Origin of the sequence: Synechococcus sp. CBW1006, assembly GCF_015840525.1 — a bacterium.
Lineage (GTDB): Bacteria > Cyanobacteriota > Cyanobacteriia > PCC-6307 > Cyanobiaceae > CBW1002.
Genome location: NZ_CP060396.1, coordinates 2,344,026 through 2,357,897 on the forward strand (window position 1 = coordinate 2,344,026; position 13,872 = coordinate 2,357,897).

Below are 13,872 nucleotides of genomic sequence, written 5' to 3' on the forward strand. Positions count from 1 at the left end.
GCGTTCAAGCCGTCATCAGAGCCGCTGTGCCATCTACCGCCTTGCTGCCAGTCTGCTGCAAGGGCACGATCAGCGGACTGCTTGCACCGGCAAGGGCTGAAAGTTCAAACCTAGTATGATCCAAATCATGGCAATCTCTCAGGACGATCGATTGTGCCTCCGCATGGCCGATCGACATTGTTCATTCCATGGGCCAGCGTCGTCATAGCCCTGTCCGGCGTGCTGGCTTTCTCCGTGTACTGGGCGTAGAACGCCGCGCGTACGAAGTGCCCCACCGAGGTGTTGGATGCAGGCAGGCCCGGGGTCGCAACTCCGGAATCCGGTTGAACCGCCATGGAGTCGCCGAAGTGAACTGTCGGTCAATCGATCTTGCTCAGGACCGTAGAGTTATCGAGATTGGTTAAATGCCAATCAAACCGTGGTGCATTGGTCATCACCATCACTGGATTGTCGTAGAGCGACAACTTGCCCCTGTGAAACTCGATGACAATGGAAGCGCTGTTGTCGTCGTTCACCACGTCATCGAAGGGAGACACCACACCTCCCAGCAGCGCGAGGGCTCGAGCTTCACGGGCTGTGGGGCGATGGCAGCGTTGACTTCGGCAACCGACCCGAACTGGCCCAGGGGCCAGAGGCCAAGATCAGACTCTGAAAGCAGGGCCTCCCCACCTTGCTGACCTGGGGCTGGTTCTTCCTTTCTCAGGAGGCCCTGCTTCATTCCCTTGAGCACGCCCGTGCAGGAATCCATTCAGGCCGGCGCGATTCTCGAGCACGAATGCCCTGCATAACATCGCTGAAGCTCCTTTGAAGGACGGGTCGGCCACCGCCCGTCGATCCGATGCCCAGAGATGAAGCCGTCTGCACCTCTGCAAGACGCACATCCTCTTTTCCCAGTGCCTCGATTCGCAGGGCGGGTGCTGAACACAGTCAGATTTCACCGCTGAACTTCAACGCTGAACTTCACCGCCGATCCGAGCCTTGGCGCTCTGGGGTTGGGTTGTGTCCGATGCCGGCGGCGGCATCGGCGTCGGTCGCGCCATTCAGAGCTTGGACAGGACAGGCAAAATCCAGATTGTCGGCCTGGATGATCTATCCGAACTGCTTCAGCTGATCGGGAGCGCCGTGGTCGATTCCACCGCCGCCACCAAGCCTCGTTCGCAGGGGTACTGGTCTGTACTCAGCCTCTGGCAGTACAGTCCAGTACCCCACCCATCGAGCGGATCGACACGGGCATCGCGGTGCAGGGTTCGGCAACAAACATCCGTAGAAAGGGGGTCCTCCCTCACCACCGGCAGGCTGATCTGATGGACCAGCAGCAAGGTATTCAGATCGGCATGACTGTAGGTCTGGGGTGATTGGCAAGGCCGGGCGTGCACTGGTACGACACGACGTTCATGGTTGGGTCAGCACCCAAAGTGGGACAGTGTCAAAGCCCGGGTTGTGAATGCGCTTCATTGCGGCCGGCGATCTTTTATGGCCACCTCGAATAATCAGCTATTCGCAAGGTCTCTGTGGACACGAAAAAGCCGCCGAAGAGGCGGCAGAGCATGAGAGCCTTATATCGTCTATTGACGAGATCTCCTGAACCATGGGAGCTTCTCTGGGAGATTCATGCAACAGTTGCTATATGGGAAGAGCGCTGGAGATAACGAAGGAAGTTGAAGGTCAGGTTCTTGAGGACCCACCAAGCATCATTCCTTTCTAGCCCAATTTTTCTTGTCAGTTTTCCACCCATGGACATAGTCATGCAGCCGAAGACATGCTCCACACAAGCTCTGATTGACGACTTGACACGATTCAGTTCCTTGGCTTTGTCGCTGAGAGGATGATTGCGAGCACCTTTTTCATGGATCAGGCTTTCGAAGCCACCTAGACTCAGAAGATCCTCAAAGCATTCACCTGAATACGCTGAGTCTGCCCAAACAAAGTCATGTTCGTTTTCTGGATCCAGCAAGCGTGGGAGCAACTGGCTGTCGTGAATGTTGGCAGGAGTGACAGCATATCGGCGGATGAATCCATGGTCAACATCGATACAGATGCTGTTCTTGTAACCGTAGTAACTGATGCCGTTCTTTTTTGTCCAGCGAGCATCTAAATCCTTCTGCTGCAAGCGATCTGGGTTTTCATCCCAGCCCTCCGGCAGCCTCCCGGCTTTGATTTCTTTGTTCTCCTCGCGGGTATTGCGTTGCTTGGGAACCGGAACAAGAGTTGCATCGATGATCTGGCCACCGCGGGCTTGGAGGCCCTGGGAGCGGAGGTATGCCTCAAACATCTCGAAGAGCTCCTCGATAACTTCCGCCTTGCGCAGTCGCTCTCTGAAGAAGGCGACTGTGGTGGCATCAGGAATGCTGTTCATCACACCAAGCCCGACAAACTCCTCAAAGGAGCGCCTGTCATTCACCTGAAATTCAAGCTCTTCATCGCTGAGGTTGAAAAGCTGCTGGAGAACGAGCATCTTGAAAAGGATCAGCGGATCAATCCTCTTGCGCCCTGCATTAGTCTTGCGCTCATGGACATAGCCCTTGTCAAGCAGTGGGCGGAATGAATCCCAAGGGATCGATTCAGAAAGTCGCTGAAGAACCGGCTTCTTCTCCTTGAGCTTTGCGACTCTTTGCTGTTCGTCCCAGAGTATGCGTTCAGGGGTCGGGACGCCCCACCGCACGAATGCAAGCCTGATCGCTCACCGCTGAGCGATCAGAGACTCTTCCTTGTCCTTTCTTCTGCCTTCAGGGATCGCTCAGCAGTGACGGCATCACCCCATCGCGGTGATGGGCGATCCAGGCCTGCTCCAGGAACTCCCAGACATCCCGCCCCTGTTGCCTGAGGGTAGTGGTGACCGTGAGCAGGCGGCTCCGGCAGATCGCACCTTGGCGGGATTGGACTCCTTGACTGATCTTGCGCTGAATCACCGATTGGCGCAGGGCACGTTCTGCGGCGTTGTTGGTGGGCTCTATTCCCTCGTTCTCCAGGAAGGTCCACAACCCACCTGTCACCTTCTGGAGCTGCTGGCACGTGCGCACTGTGCTGGCCCAAGGCGTTCGCTCGCCGCGCTGGTAGCCGAGCTCTACTACCCGCTGCAGCGTGGTCTCAAAGGTCTGGCGGATCGGCCGGCAGCTTTGCTGCAAGGCGGGCCAGTCAATCTTTCCCTCCTTGTAGCGGTGCCAGTGGCCAAACAGCTGCTGCTGCAGGCCCAGCAGCTGGGCTCCGAATTCAGCGCTGGCGCCCGGGCGTTCGGCGATGGCCGTCAGGTCGCGGATCAGGTGCGCCCAGCACAGCTGGCGCTGCTTGGTGGGCAGGTGGTTGTAGGCCGAGAAGCGATCGCTCACCACAATCCCGCCAAAGGCGTTCCCCAGCAGCTCGATGGCAGCGGTCGTCGATCGACTCAGCCCTTGCACAAATACCGTCACCACGGCGGTGACCATGACCCACTGCCAGCCCCGCTTTCCAGTGGGATTGTTGCCGTCGGCATTGCCGGTGGGGGCGCCAGTTTCATCTACGTAGGCCACCGGCTGCACGCGGGCAAAAGCAAGGGCCTCCTGCATGGGCTGCTCCAGTGCTGCACTCAAGCGCTGGCGGACCCGTGCAATCGCGCCGCGGCTCATCTCCACTCCTACCAGCTGCTGGAGCAGGGCCTGGGTCTTGCTGAAACTCAACGGAAAGGCACTGCCCAGCAGGCCCACCAGTGCACTGAGCCTTGGGCCGTAGTGACTGGCCTCCACATCCGCCGGCAACGAGGCGCAGGTGCTGGTGGAACAGCAGGGGCAGACCAGGCGATGCAGCCGGTGCTCGATCACCAGCGGGGTAATCGGCGGGATCTCGATCACCTGATGGCGCAGGGGATCGAGATCCTCTCCCTGGAGCAAGGTGCCACAGCGGCGGCAGGCATCAGGGTGGTGATCCACCACCTGATCCACCCGCTCGATCGACAGCAGCTCTGGTCCGGATCCGGGATGGCCCTGCTGGCCGCCCCGCTTGCGGCCACTGCCCTTGCGCCGTTCTGGCGGCTTAAAACCCAGACCATCACTGGAGGGAGGTTTGGATGAGTTGCGAGAGCTGCGTCCGATCCGCTCACGCAGGTTTGCCAACTCGGTGGCCAAGGAGGTGAGTTGGCCGCGCAACAGCTCGATCTCCTGCTGCTGGGCGTTGATCAGCGCTCTGACGCTGGCGGGAGTTTCCAGCCAGTCGGCTTCTGGAATTCCAGCCGGATGTGCGGTCATCACAGGCGGGTCTCTACCTGAGATGCAACCGGAAATCAAGCTGTCGTCAAGGGTTCAGCAGGGCCGATGTTCGCCGCGAGCTGTCACGCCCCCTGAACGGATACGTCCCAGAAGCCTCTCTGACCCACTGCAGAATTAGAATGTCATCAATCTAATATTAGCTCAGATTAGGCATATTGCATTGGCTTGTTGATTTATCGAGGTGCCCTTATGGCCTTCAGGCGAGACGAGCGCAAGCCGTGAACTTGGTCGAGATCAACTGCACTGCAGTCCAACAGTATGGCGGGACATGAATCATGGGTCGCCTGAGATTCGAACTCAGGACCAATCGGTTAAAAGCCGAGTGCTCTACCGCTGAGCTAGCGACCCGCCAGTGGGCGAAACCCATGGCAGCCCTTTCGGGCTCCAAGCGAACGTATCACCCGGCGGGGGTCCCGTCCAAGCGGGCGGAGAATCGTCAGCCGATCGCAGGCCGATCGCGAGCCGACCGAGAATGGAATTTCCTTGCCAGCCGCGCTCCATGGCCCCCTTCCCCTGGCCCGAGCCGCGGATCCACCCGGAGGCCTGGGTGGCCGATTCGGCGGTGGTGATCGGTGAGGTGGATCTCGCCACCGGGGCGAGCCTCTGGCCCACGGCGGTGGCCCGCGGTGATGTCTGCCCGATCGTGATCGGCGCCAACAGCAACGTGCAGGATGGCGCCGTGCTGCATGGCGATCCCGGCCAGCCCGTGACCATCGGCGCCGACGTGACCATCGGCCACCGGGCCGTGGTGCATGGCGCCACCCTCGAAGACGGCTGCCTGATCGGCATCGGCGCCATCGTGCTCAATGGCGTCACCGTGGGGGCTGGCGCCCTGGTGGCGGCCGGCTCGGTGGTGACGCGCGACGTGCCGGCCGGCGCCCTGGTGATGGGGGCACCGGCCCAGGTGAAACGCCAGCTCAGCCCGGAGGCGATCGCTGAGCAGAGAGAGCATGCCCACCGCTATCGCCAGCTGGCGCAGGCCCATGCCGGCCGCAGCAGCGAGCGGGGCTTCTGAATGCCAGCCTGGCCTTAAGATCCCTCCAAATTCCCCTTTTCAAGCCATGGACCTGCGGCTGCTGCTGGTTGCCACTCCGATCGTTCTGGCTGCGGCCTGGGCCGTGTTCCATATCGGCCGCGCCGCCGTGGGTCAGCTGCAGCTGATGATCAAGCGCGCCCGCGCCTGATCCCTTCATGGTTCTGGTGATCGGTGCCGGACTCGCCGGCACTGAAGCGGCCTGGCAGATCGCCCAGGCCGGACTTTCTGTTGTGCTGGTGGAAATGCGGCCGCTGCGGCGCTCCCCGGCTCACCACAGCGCTGACTTCGCTGAGCTGGTGTGCAGCAACAGCTTTGGTGCGCTCTCCAGTGATCGGGCTGCTGGCCTGCTTCAGGAGGAATTGCGTCGGCTGGGTTCCCTGGTGATCCGCACCGCCGATGCCCACGCGGTGCCCGCCGGAGGTGCCCTGGCTGTGGATCGCGGCCGCTACAGCGCTGCCCTCACCGCCGCCCTGGAAGCCCATCCGTTGGTCACGATCGAGCGGCGCGAGCAGGTGGACCTGCCGCCGGCCGATCAGATCACCGTGCTGGCCACCGGACCGCTCACCAGCGAATCGCTTGCGGAGCAGTTGCGCGCCTTCACCGGCCGGGCCGATTGCCACTTCTTCGATGCCGCCAGTCCGATCGTGGAGGGCGAGAGCATCGATCTGGGCCGCGCCTTCCGCGCCTCCCGCTACGACAAGGGCGATGCCGACTACATCAATTGCCCGATGAACAAGGAGCAGTTCCTCGCTTTCCGAGAGGCGCTGCTGGCCGCTGAGCAGGCCGAGCTCAAGGATTTCGAGCAGGAGAGCGCCAGCTTCTTCGAGGGCTGCCTGCCGATCGAGGAGCTGGCCCGCCGCGGTGAAGACACCATGCGCTATGGGCCGCTCAAGCCGATCGGTCTCTGGGATCCCCGCTGGGGCGATGTCAACGACCGCGACGTGCGCCGCGCCAACCGTGCCTATGCCGTGGTGCAGCTCCGCCAGGAAGACAAAGACGGCCGCCTCTGGAATCTGGTGGGCTTCCAGACCAACCTCAAATGGGGCGAGCAGAAGCGGGTGCTGCGCCTGATCCCGGGGCTGGAGAACGCTGAATTCGTGCGCTTCGGCGTGATGCATCGCAACACCTTCCTGGAGTCGCCCCAGCTGCTCGATCCCACCCTGCAGTTCCGCAGCCGGTCCACCCTGCTGGCCGCCGGCCAGATCACCGGCACCGAGGGCTATGCGGCGGCCGTGGCCGGCGGCTGGCTGGCCGGCACCAACGCCGCCCGGCTGGCCCGGGGTGAGCAGCCGATCCAGCTGCCCGCCACCACCATGATCGGCGCCCTCACCCACTTCATCGCCGAGGCTCCCTGCGGCGGCTCAGGCAAGCGCGGCGGCTTCCAGCCGATGCCGCCAACCTTCGGCCTGCTGCCCGAGCTGGCCGAACGCATCCGCGACAAGCGCCGCCGCTACGGCGCCTACCGCGACCGGGCCCTGTCTGATCTGGAGCCCTATCAGGCGGGCAGTCTTCAGATGGCCGGTCTCCAGCCAGCCAGCCTTGAGGCAGCCGGTCTTCAGGCCACTGCCCTTCAGGCAACCACCGCTTAAACAGGACCGTCCAAAACAAAGCGGTAGCGCACATCCCCTTGGCGCAGCCGCTCGATCGCGGTGTTGATCTCGGCCATCGGCAGGTGCTCCACCTGGGGCTTGATGCCATGGCGGGCGCAGAAGTCGACCATCCGCCGCAGGCTGGCGGGGGAGGAGGTGGGACTGCCGGTGAACTGGAGGCGGCCGGCGATGAAGGGAAACGCCTGCAGGGGGATCGGCTCGGTCACCACCCCGAGCTGATGCAGCCGCCCCCGCGGTGCCAGGGCCCCCACCACGGCATCCCAGTCGAGGCTGTGATTGCTGGTGTTGACGATCAGATCGAAGCGGCCGCGATGGTCTGTCAGGGCCGAGAGCGCCAGCACACCATGGGCTCCGAAAGCCGCGGCCTCAGCGGCCTTGCCCTGCGGATGGGTGGTGATGGCGGTGACCTCACAACCCCAGGCCTTGGCGAACTGCAGGGCCATGTGGCCCAACCCACCGATGCCGATCACGGCCACGCGGGCCGTGGGCGACACGGCCTCATCAAGCAGGGGGGCGAACACGGTGATGCCACCGCAGAACAGTGGACCGGCATCGGCCGGCGAGAGCCCCTCAGGAATCGGAATCAGCCAGTCCTGATGGCCCTTCACATGGCTGGCGAAGCCACCGCTGCGGCCCACCACGGTGGCCTCAAGATCGGCGCAGAGGTTCGCCTCGCCCCCCAGGCACCAGCTGCAATGGCGGCAGGAGCCGGCGATCCAGCCCAGACCCCGCAGCTGGCCCACCAGGGAGGGATCCACCCCCTCGCCCACCTGCACCACCCGGCCCACCACCTCGTGGCCAGGCACCAGGGGATAGGAACTGATGCCCCAGCTGTTGTCGATCATCGACAGATCGCTGTGGCAGAGGCCGCCGTGCAGCACCTCCAGCAGCGCTTCATCGGGGCCTGGCTCCAGCAGCTGCGCCGAGCTGCGCTGCAGCGCAGCCCCGACGCTGTCGGCCTGCCACACGGTGATCTGCATCGAGGGGGGCTGCGGCTACCGCCCGGTTCTAGCCAGGCCGGCACCTAGGGTCTGCGGCGGCGATGCTGGCAAGACGTGAGCGATTCCCTCGCAGCACCGGTGGACAGGCCTGACTGGGACGTGATCGTGATCGGCTCGGGCATCGGCGGGCTGGTCACCGCCTCCCAGCTGGCCGCCAAGGGCGCCCGGGTGCTGGTGCTGGAGCGCTACCTGATCCCGGGAGGCTCGGGGGGCAGTTTCCGGCGGCAGGGCTTCACCTTCGACGTGGGCGCCTCAATGATCTTCGGCTTCGGCGAGAAGGGCCACACCAACCTGCTCACCCGCGCCCTGGCGGATGTGGGCGAACGCTGCGCCACGGTGCCGGATCCAGCCCAGCTCGCTTACCACCTGCCCGACGGCCTGGAGGTGGCGGTCGACCGCAACTACGATACCTTCCTCGCCGATCTCACCGCCCTCTTCCCCCACGAAGCCCGCGGCATCCGCGCCTTCTACGACACCTGCTGGCAGGTGTTCCGCTGCCTCGATGCGATGCCGCTGCTCTCGCTCGAGGATCCGGCCTACCTGGCCAAGGTGTTCTTCCGTGCACCGCTGGCCTGCCTCGGCCTGGCCCGCTGGCTGCCGGTGAACGTGGGCGACGTGGCCCGCCGGCACATCCAGGATCCGGCCCTGCTGAAGTTCATCGACATGGAGTGCTTCTGCTGGAGCGTGATGCCGGCGGATCGCACGCCAATGATCAACGCCGGCATGGTGTTCTCCGACCGCCACGCCGGCGGCATCAACTACCCCAGGGGCGGCGTGGGGATGATCGCCGAGAAGCTGGTGGCTGGGCTGGAGCGGCACGGCGGCGCGATCCGCTACAAGGCCCGCGTCACCGAGGTGCTGCTCGAAGGCGATCGGCCCAACGCCCGGGCGGTGGGCGTGAAGCTGGCCAGCGGCGAAACGATCCAGGCGCGGCGGGTGGTGAGCAATGCCACCCGCTGGGACACCTTCGCCGGCGCGCCCGACGCTGAAGGATCCGTCAACCAGCCGCTGGTGGATGCCGCCCATACCCCCAGGGCCGAAGCCACCTGGCGTCGCCGCTACAGACCCTCCGCCTCCTTCCTGTCGCTGCACCTGGGCGTGGAGGCCTCGCTGATCCCCGCGGGCCTGCACTGCCACCACCTGCTGCTCGAAGACTGGTCGCAGATGGAGGAGGAACAGGGGGTGATCTTCGTGTCGATCCCCACCCTGCTGGATCCCTCCCTGGCGCCGGAGGGCCGCCACATCGTGCACACCTTCACCCCCAGCGCCATCGAGCACTGGCGCCAGCTCAGCCCCGCCGCCTATCGCGCCAAGAAGGAGGCGGACGCGGCGCGGCTGGTGCAGCGCCTGGAGGCGATCCTGCCCGGCCTGGCCGGAGCCATCCGCCTGCAGGAGATCGGCACGCCCCGCACCCACCGCCGTTTTCTCGGGCGCATGGGCGGCAGCTACGGGCCGATTCCAGCCCTGCCCCTGCCGGGCCTCCTGCCGATGCCCTTCAACCGCACCGGCATCGGCGGCCTCTACTGCGTGGGGGATTCCTGCTTCCCCGGCCAGGGGCTGAATGCCGTGGCTTTCAGCGGCTTCGCCTGTGCCCACCGCATCGGCGCCGATCTGGGCCTCAACCCCTGGGCGCTGCCCGCCTGAAGGGAGCTGGCTGTCCAGCTGATCCGCACAGAACTGGTCAGCTCAGAACCAGCGGAAAACCGCCCGTGCTGCTCTCGCAGCTGCGGGGATGTCTCCATAGCGTGACCATCGTTCCTGCCGTCGCGCGCCCTCGGGCGACGGCTTCCAGCCGATGAGTTCCGTCCCCACCCCCAGCTCCGAAGACCTGGCCCGCTACCTCGAAGCCCGCGGCGAGATGGGCAAACCCTGGATGTGGCACCTGCTGCGCCTCACCAAGCTCAAGGAGGCCAAGGACGAGATGGAGCCGGAGGCCTACCTGACCAGCCTCCAGGACGCCCATGCCGACCTGATGCGCCTGGGTGCCTTCTGGAAGGGCCGTGAAGCGGAGGTGTTCGGCGGCCGCTACCAACCGAGCGCCGTGATCGAACCGCTGCCCGGCTCCGCCGACGACCGATGACCCCGGAGCAGGCCCAGGATCCGGCCATCCATCCGATGGCGCCGCTGATCCGGCTGACCCTGCTGGGGCTTTACCTGGCTCTGGTGCTGCCCCTGCCGCCCCTCGCCCCTGAGGGGCTGCGTCTGGCCATGGCCGTGCTCGTGGCGCTGGGTCTGCTGCTGGTGCTGGCGGTCACCAGCGAGCGGGTCGAGCTGGACGCGCAGGGGCTGCGGGTGGGCCATCCCGCCTGGTGCCGCTGGTTGCTGCGCCGCGGCTGGAGTTTGCAGTGGAGCCAGGTGCGCGGCCTCACGCCCGTGGCCACCAGCCAGGGGGGGCGCGTCTACTACGTGCGAAATACGAAAGGAGCGGCCACCCTGCTGCCACAGCGGGTTGCCGCCTTCGAAGACTTTCTGGGCCGCTTCAGCCAACAAACAGGGCTCGACACCAGCTCCATCGGCCGGATCAGCCCACCCTGGACCTACCAGCTCCTGGCGGCGCTGGTCGTTGCACTGTTGATCGGCGAAATCATGGCCTTGGCTGTCAGGCCGATTGCCTGAGCATTCCATCCTGAGGGTCAGTTCAGCCGACCGAGCTGGTGGGGCTGGTGAAGCTGAAGCTGGTCGGATGCAGCGTCCGGTACAGGATCGGGAAGGGTGTCGAGGCTGAAGCGATAGCCCTGCTGCCGCATCGTTTCGATGCCGCCGCCCTCGCCAAGACCGGCCTGCTCGAGCTTGCGGCGCAGGGTGAGCACCTGGGTATCCACCGAGCGGGGACCGCCACTGAACGGCGGCCAGGCCATGCGAAGCAGTTCCTGGCGGCTGCGCACCACCCCGGGGGGCATCAACAGGGCACAGAGCAGGGCAAATTCCCGAGGACTGAGTTCCACGGGCTGATCCCGCAGGGTCACCTGCCGCAGCAGCAGATGCACTTCCAGAGGCCCCACACAGACCCGCTCCTGCAGGCCACTGCCACTGCGGCGCAGCAGGGTGCGGCAGCGGGCCGCCAGTTCCTCCAGACCGAACGGTTTACGCAACACGTCGTCGGCGCCACCATCGAGCAGGGCCACCACTGGCTCAGAGCCCGAACGGGCGGTGAGCACCATCACTGGGCAACGCAGCATGGCCCCCAATCGCAGAGCTGAACTTTCCTCCAGCAGCTCCGCACTCACCAGTAGGTCAGGAGCCTGCTCCTGACAGACATCCAGAGCCTCGCGCGCCGTGGACACGGCGGCAGCCAGATGACCATCCTGCCGGAGCCGCTGGGCCAGAACCGTGCGCAAGGTGGCATGGGGGTCCACCACCAAGACCCGTTTCGGTTGGCTGATGGCTGGAGCCTGATTCTGTTGGGTCTTCAGGTCCACCCCTGCCCCCCTGTTGCCGATACGCTACTGGCAGGGTAAGGGGAAAACGGGTATCGCCTGATGCCTTTCGTTCTGTCCCCTGCCTCTCCCTCCGCAGCGAACGCCTCAGCCCGTCTGTGCGCCGGTGTCCCGGCCCCGGGTTTCTTGCCCCCCATGACCGCCCTCCAGCACCCCGACGCCATCCGCCATTTCCAGTCGCTCTGCGATGCCTGCCAGGAGCTGGCCAGCCGTTACCACGGGCCGGCGGAGCTGCGTCTGTATGCCGATGGCTACCTGCACGCCCTGCGGCGCACGGCCGTGCTCGACCCCCTGGCCCAGCGCCGCCTCGAGGAACTGATCGATCGCTGGATCCTTGATCCCTCCAGCTTCATCGGCCCCGATGGTGACCCCCGCTCCCTCTACGAGATGGAGCGGCACTGAGTCAATTCGGGGTCATCGCTTCTGGGCTTCGGGATCGTCGCGCCGGGATTCGAGGCCTTCAGGAGGCCAGGGCCACCGCCAGGGTTTCGCGCAACTCGCCGGAGTTGTACATCTCGATCAGGATGTCGGAACCCCCCAGAAAGGTTCCGTTCACATAGATCTGCGGGATCGTGGGCCAGTCGGAGAATTCCTTGATGCCCTGGCGGATCTCCATGTCCGAGAGGACATCAAAGGTTTCGAACGGCACCGCCATTGCGTTGAGGATCTGCACCACATTGTTGGAGAAGCCGCACTGGGGCATCAGCTTGCTGCCCTTCATGAACACGAAGACCGGGCTGCTGCCGACCAGGGTCTCGATGCGCTGCTGAAGACTGGCGTCCATGGGGTGAGGGGGGAACGGTGAAGGACATGGCGAAACGGGTCGCCGGAATCAAAGGCCCGACCTGACCAGACAGCCGGTCAGACACAGGCATGCTCACAAAGAGCGGAAAATCCGATCTCAGGCGGGAACCGAGGTCTGCAGGGCCAAGGCGTGGATGGCCTCGCTGGCCAGTTCCTGCTTGAGGGCTCCGTAGACGAGTTGGTGCTGGCGCACCCGCGGCAGTCCGGCGAAGGCAGCCGAGACCACCGACACCTGCAGATGATCACCACCGCCGGTCAGATCCTCCACCGACACGCTGGCATCGGGCAGAACCCGGCTGATCGCCTCCTTGACCTGATCCGGATGAACCATGGGGGCGGTGAACGAGCACTGTGCGGAGCGGAATCTAGGGACTCGCTCTCTCAGCCGACGAGAAAGTCCCCCCTCCGGGTTGGATCAGGCGAGGCGGGCCTCAGGGGGCCGGGGTGGAGGGAGCCCCGTAGGGGGTGGTCACGAAGCCCAGTTCCACCAGGCTCTGATAGGCCTTGCGGCCCTCCTCGTTGGTAGGGGTCATCACCTTCACCACTTCAACCAGCAGGGGCACGGCCACCTCGGGCTGGTTCTGGCGCCGGAACAGGGCCGCCAGGCGCAGGTTCACCTGGGCGAGGGTTTCGAGGGCTTCGCGGCCCTTCCGATCCATCTCGCGCGGGATCCGGGCATCGAGGCCGCGGAAGGAACCGCTCAGATCGCGGTAGAAACCAAGCAGGCGGCGGGTGGCATCCCGGGCCTGGTCGTAATCCTTGCGGGCCTGGGTGAGGTTGCCGGCAGCGGCGGCCGCATCACCGCGGGCGATCACCGCCCGCACCGACTCGAGATTGAAGGCGCTGCCGGAGGCTTCGAGGGCCTTCTGGGGCTCCTCCTGCTGGGCCTGGGCCGGAGCCACCAGCACAGGGGCACCGAGCACAGCGGCCAGGGCAACGGAACCGGCCAGAGCACCGGCATGGCGCCCAGCTCGGATGAGGCGTTGGGCAGCGAAGAGCCTGCGCACGGGACGGCCAATGACTGGGTGGGACTTTATGAGACCCGCAGTGGTCGCCCCACCGCTGCACGAGCCGCTTCCTCAGCTGTTTGCATCGCGTCGGCCAGGCGGTGGGTGAGCGAGAGGGCAGCGGCGCGGCCCTGCCCCTCCACCCGAAGCGGCTCGCCGAACTGGAGGGCAGCCGGATCGCCGAGTTGCGGCGCGGCGTGCCCATAGGCGATGCCCACCGGTACCACCGCCGGATCCACTCCCTGACCGGCAGCCATCAGCGCCAGGCGGGCCAGCCCCTGGTGCAGGCGGATCGGGCCGTCCTCCCGACGGATCCGCCCCTCGGGGAACACCACCAGCTGCTCCCCGTTGGCCAGCAGATCGAGGGGGTAGCGCAAGCTGGCCAGGGTGGGGTGGCTCTGGTTCACCGGGAAGCAGCCGAGCCTGTGCAGAAACCAGCCCTGCAGCCCGCGCATTTCATCGATGGTCACCATGAAGCGGCAATCGCGGCCTGTGACGCGTCGACCGGCGGCAAAGGGCAGCATCAGCGCATCCCAGCGGGCCCGGTGGGTGGGAGCCAGCAAAACCGGCCCCAGATGGGGCAAATGCTCGGCCCCCTGCACGATCAGTCGGGAGAAGAAACCCTTCAGGGCCACGTCCTGGGTAAGAACCATGGCCAGCGGGGCCAGCCAGGGATTGATGCCGTTGCAGAGGCCGCGCTCGCGCAGGGAGCCACCCTCGCCGCGCAGAGCCAGGCTTG

Annotated in this window: 16 protein-coding genes, 1 tRNA gene and 1 pseudogene; 8 read left to right on the top strand and 10 right to left on the bottom strand. The window is 65.1% G+C overall.

Annotation, left to right across the window (positions count from 1 at the left end; translation table 11 throughout):
* Positions 1-125: 125 nt before the first annotated feature.
* A pseudogene (locus H8F26_RS19410) lies at positions 126-539 on the bottom strand (linear amide C-N hydrolase).
* A 460-nt stretch (positions 540-999) separates the two neighbouring features.
* Here H8F26_RS19410 and H8F26_RS20155 point away from each other — a divergent pair.
* Positions 1,000-1,305, top strand: coding sequence for a hypothetical protein (locus tag H8F26_RS20155; RefSeq protein WP_370594617.1), 306 nt, complete (start codon positions 1,000-1,002; stop codon positions 1,303-1,305).
* Positions 1,306-1,609: 304 nt separating this feature from the next.
* Here H8F26_RS20155 and H8F26_RS11295 read toward each other — a convergent pair whose 3' ends face one another.
* From H8F26_RS11295 to H8F26_RS11305, 3 genes are all read right to left on the bottom strand, one after another.
* On the bottom strand, positions 1,610-2,662 hold the full coding sequence (locus tag H8F26_RS11295; protein WP_231605150.1) for an IS5 family transposase: 1,053 nt from the start codon (positions 2,660-2,662) through the stop codon (positions 1,610-1,612).
* A 64-nt stretch (positions 2,663-2,726) separates the two neighbouring features.
* Positions 2,727-4,217 carry an IS66 family transposase gene (locus tag H8F26_RS11300; protein ID WP_197153750.1) on the bottom strand — a complete coding sequence of 497 codons (1,491 nt, stop codon included), beginning with the start codon at positions 4,215-4,217 and terminating at the stop codon, positions 2,727-2,729.
* Between the two features lie 297 nt (positions 4,218-4,514).
* Positions 4,515-4,586, bottom strand: a tRNA-Lys gene (locus H8F26_RS11305).
* Between the two features lie 151 nt (positions 4,587-4,737).
* Between H8F26_RS11305 and H8F26_RS11310 the strand changes: the two genes are divergently transcribed.
* From H8F26_RS11310 to trmFO, 3 genes are read left to right on the top strand one after another with little or no spacing between them, the layout of a single operon-like run.
* The gene (locus tag H8F26_RS11310) at positions 4,738-5,253 is read left to right on the top strand and encodes a gamma carbonic anhydrase family protein (protein WP_197154012.1); all 516 of its coding nucleotides are present in this window, start codon (positions 4,738-4,740) and stop codon (positions 5,251-5,253) included.
* Between the two features lie 46 nt (positions 5,254-5,299).
* Positions 5,300-5,422, top strand: coding sequence for a photosystem II protein Y (locus tag H8F26_RS11315; RefSeq protein WP_197154013.1), 123 nt, complete (start codon positions 5,300-5,302; stop codon positions 5,420-5,422).
* A 7-nt stretch (positions 5,423-5,429) separates the two neighbouring features.
* Positions 5,430-6,863, top strand: a complete 1,434-nt coding sequence (gene trmFO / locus H8F26_RS11320) for an FADH(2)-oxidizing methylenetetrahydrofolate--tRNA-(uracil(54)-C(5))-methyltransferase TrmFO (protein ID WP_231605151.1) — start codon at positions 5,430-5,432, stop codon at positions 6,861-6,863.
* Here trmFO and H8F26_RS11325 read toward each other — a convergent pair.
* Positions 6,860-7,864, bottom strand: a complete 1,005-nt coding sequence (locus H8F26_RS11325) for an NAD(P)-dependent alcohol dehydrogenase (protein ID WP_197154014.1) — start codon at positions 7,862-7,864, stop codon at positions 6,860-6,862. The two genes, trmFO and H8F26_RS11325, sit on opposite strands and share 4 nt — an antisense overlap.
* A gap of 99 nt (positions 7,865-7,963) precedes the next feature.
* Between H8F26_RS11325 and crtH the strand changes: the two genes are divergently transcribed.
* The 3 genes from crtH (at position 7,964) to H8F26_RS11340 (ending at position 10,501) form a co-directional block, all read left to right on the top strand.
* Entirely contained in the window at positions 7,964-9,529 is a 1,566-nt protein-coding gene (gene crtH, locus H8F26_RS11330) for a carotenoid isomerase (protein WP_197159161.1), read from the top strand.
* A gap of 151 nt (positions 9,530-9,680) precedes the next feature.
* On the top strand, positions 9,681-9,965 hold the full coding sequence (locus H8F26_RS11335; RefSeq protein ID WP_197154015.1) for a hypothetical protein: 285 nt from the start codon (positions 9,681-9,683) through the stop codon (positions 9,963-9,965).
* Positions 9,962-10,501: a hypothetical protein gene (locus H8F26_RS11340; RefSeq protein ID WP_231597780.1), complete on the top strand. Its 540-nt coding sequence runs from the start codon at positions 9,962-9,964 to the stop codon at positions 10,499-10,501. Before H8F26_RS11335 ends, H8F26_RS11340 begins: the two co-directional genes overlap by 4 nt.
* A 17-nt stretch (positions 10,502-10,518) precedes the next feature.
* On the opposite strand, the gene H8F26_RS11345 is transcribed toward H8F26_RS11340, so the two are convergent.
* Positions 10,519-11,298: a response regulator transcription factor gene (locus H8F26_RS11345; protein ID WP_231598280.1), complete on the bottom strand. Its 780-nt coding sequence runs from the start codon at positions 11,296-11,298 to the stop codon at positions 10,519-10,521.
* Positions 11,299-11,457: 159 nt separating this feature from the next.
* Here H8F26_RS11345 and H8F26_RS11350 point away from each other — a divergent pair, with 159 nt between their 5' ends.
* Positions 11,458-11,724, top strand: coding sequence for a DUF6761 family protein (locus H8F26_RS11350; protein WP_197154016.1), 267 nt, complete (start codon positions 11,458-11,460; stop codon positions 11,722-11,724).
* Between the two features lie 58 nt (positions 11,725-11,782).
* Here H8F26_RS11350 and grxD read toward each other — a convergent pair whose 3' ends face one another.
* The 4 genes from grxD to H8F26_RS11370 all read right to left on the bottom strand — a co-directional run bounded on the left by grxD (position 11,783) and on the right by H8F26_RS11370 (position 13,867).
* The gene (gene grxD, locus H8F26_RS11355; RefSeq protein ID WP_197154017.1) at positions 11,783-12,106 is read right to left on the bottom strand and encodes a Grx4 family monothiol glutaredoxin; all 324 of its coding nucleotides are present in this window, start codon (positions 12,104-12,106) and stop codon (positions 11,783-11,785) included.
* A gap of 117 nt (positions 12,107-12,223) precedes the next feature.
* The gene (locus tag H8F26_RS11360) at positions 12,224-12,457 is read right to left on the bottom strand and encodes a BolA family protein (protein WP_197154018.1); all 234 of its coding nucleotides are present in this window, start codon (positions 12,455-12,457) and stop codon (positions 12,224-12,226) included.
* 100 nt (positions 12,458-12,557) lie between these two features.
* Complete coding sequence (locus H8F26_RS11365) at positions 12,558-13,103, bottom strand: hypothetical protein (protein ID WP_197159163.1); 546 nt, start codon at positions 13,101-13,103, stop codon at positions 12,558-12,560.
* A 56-nt stretch (positions 13,104-13,159) separates the two neighbouring features.
* Entirely contained in the window at positions 13,160-13,867 is a 708-nt protein-coding gene (locus H8F26_RS11370; RefSeq protein WP_231598282.1) for a 1-acyl-sn-glycerol-3-phosphate acyltransferase, read from the bottom strand.
* Positions 13,868-13,872: the final 5 nt, after the last annotated feature.

Excerpts from the sequence above, each read along its gene's own strand:
- H8F26_RS11300 (WP_197153750.1), bottom strand. The coding sequence starts at position 4,217 with ATGACCGCACATCCGGCTGGAATTCCAGAAGCCGACTGGCTGGAAACT.
- H8F26_RS11310 (WP_197154012.1), top strand. The coding sequence starts at position 4,738 with ATGGCCCCCTTCCCCTGGCCCGAGCCGCGGATCCACCCGGAGGCCTGG.
- H8F26_RS11315 (WP_197154013.1), top strand. The coding sequence starts at position 5,300 with ATGGACCTGCGGCTGCTGCTGGTTGCCACTCCGATCGTTCTGGCTGCG.
- trmFO (WP_231605151.1), top strand. The coding sequence starts at position 5,430 with ATGGTTCTGGTGATCGGTGCCGGACTCGCCGGCACTGAAGCGGCCTGG.
- H8F26_RS11325 (WP_197154014.1), bottom strand. The coding sequence starts at position 7,864 with ATGCAGATCACCGTGTGGCAGGCCGACAGCGTCGGGGCTGCGCTGCAG.
- H8F26_RS11335 (WP_197154015.1), top strand. The coding sequence starts at position 9,681 with ATGAGTTCCGTCCCCACCCCCAGCTCCGAAGACCTGGCCCGCTACCTC.
- H8F26_RS11340 (WP_231597780.1), top strand. The coding sequence starts at position 9,962 with ATGACCCCGGAGCAGGCCCAGGATCCGGCCATCCATCCGATGGCGCCG.
- H8F26_RS11350 (WP_197154016.1), top strand. The coding sequence starts at position 11,458 with ATGACCGCCCTCCAGCACCCCGACGCCATCCGCCATTTCCAGTCGCTC.
- grxD (WP_197154017.1), bottom strand. The coding sequence starts at position 12,106 with ATGGACGCCAGTCTTCAGCAGCGCATCGAGACCCTGGTCGGCAGCAGC.
- H8F26_RS11360 (WP_197154018.1), bottom strand. The coding sequence starts at position 12,457 with ATGGTTCATCCGGATCAGGTCAAGGAGGCGATCAGCCGGGTTCTGCCC.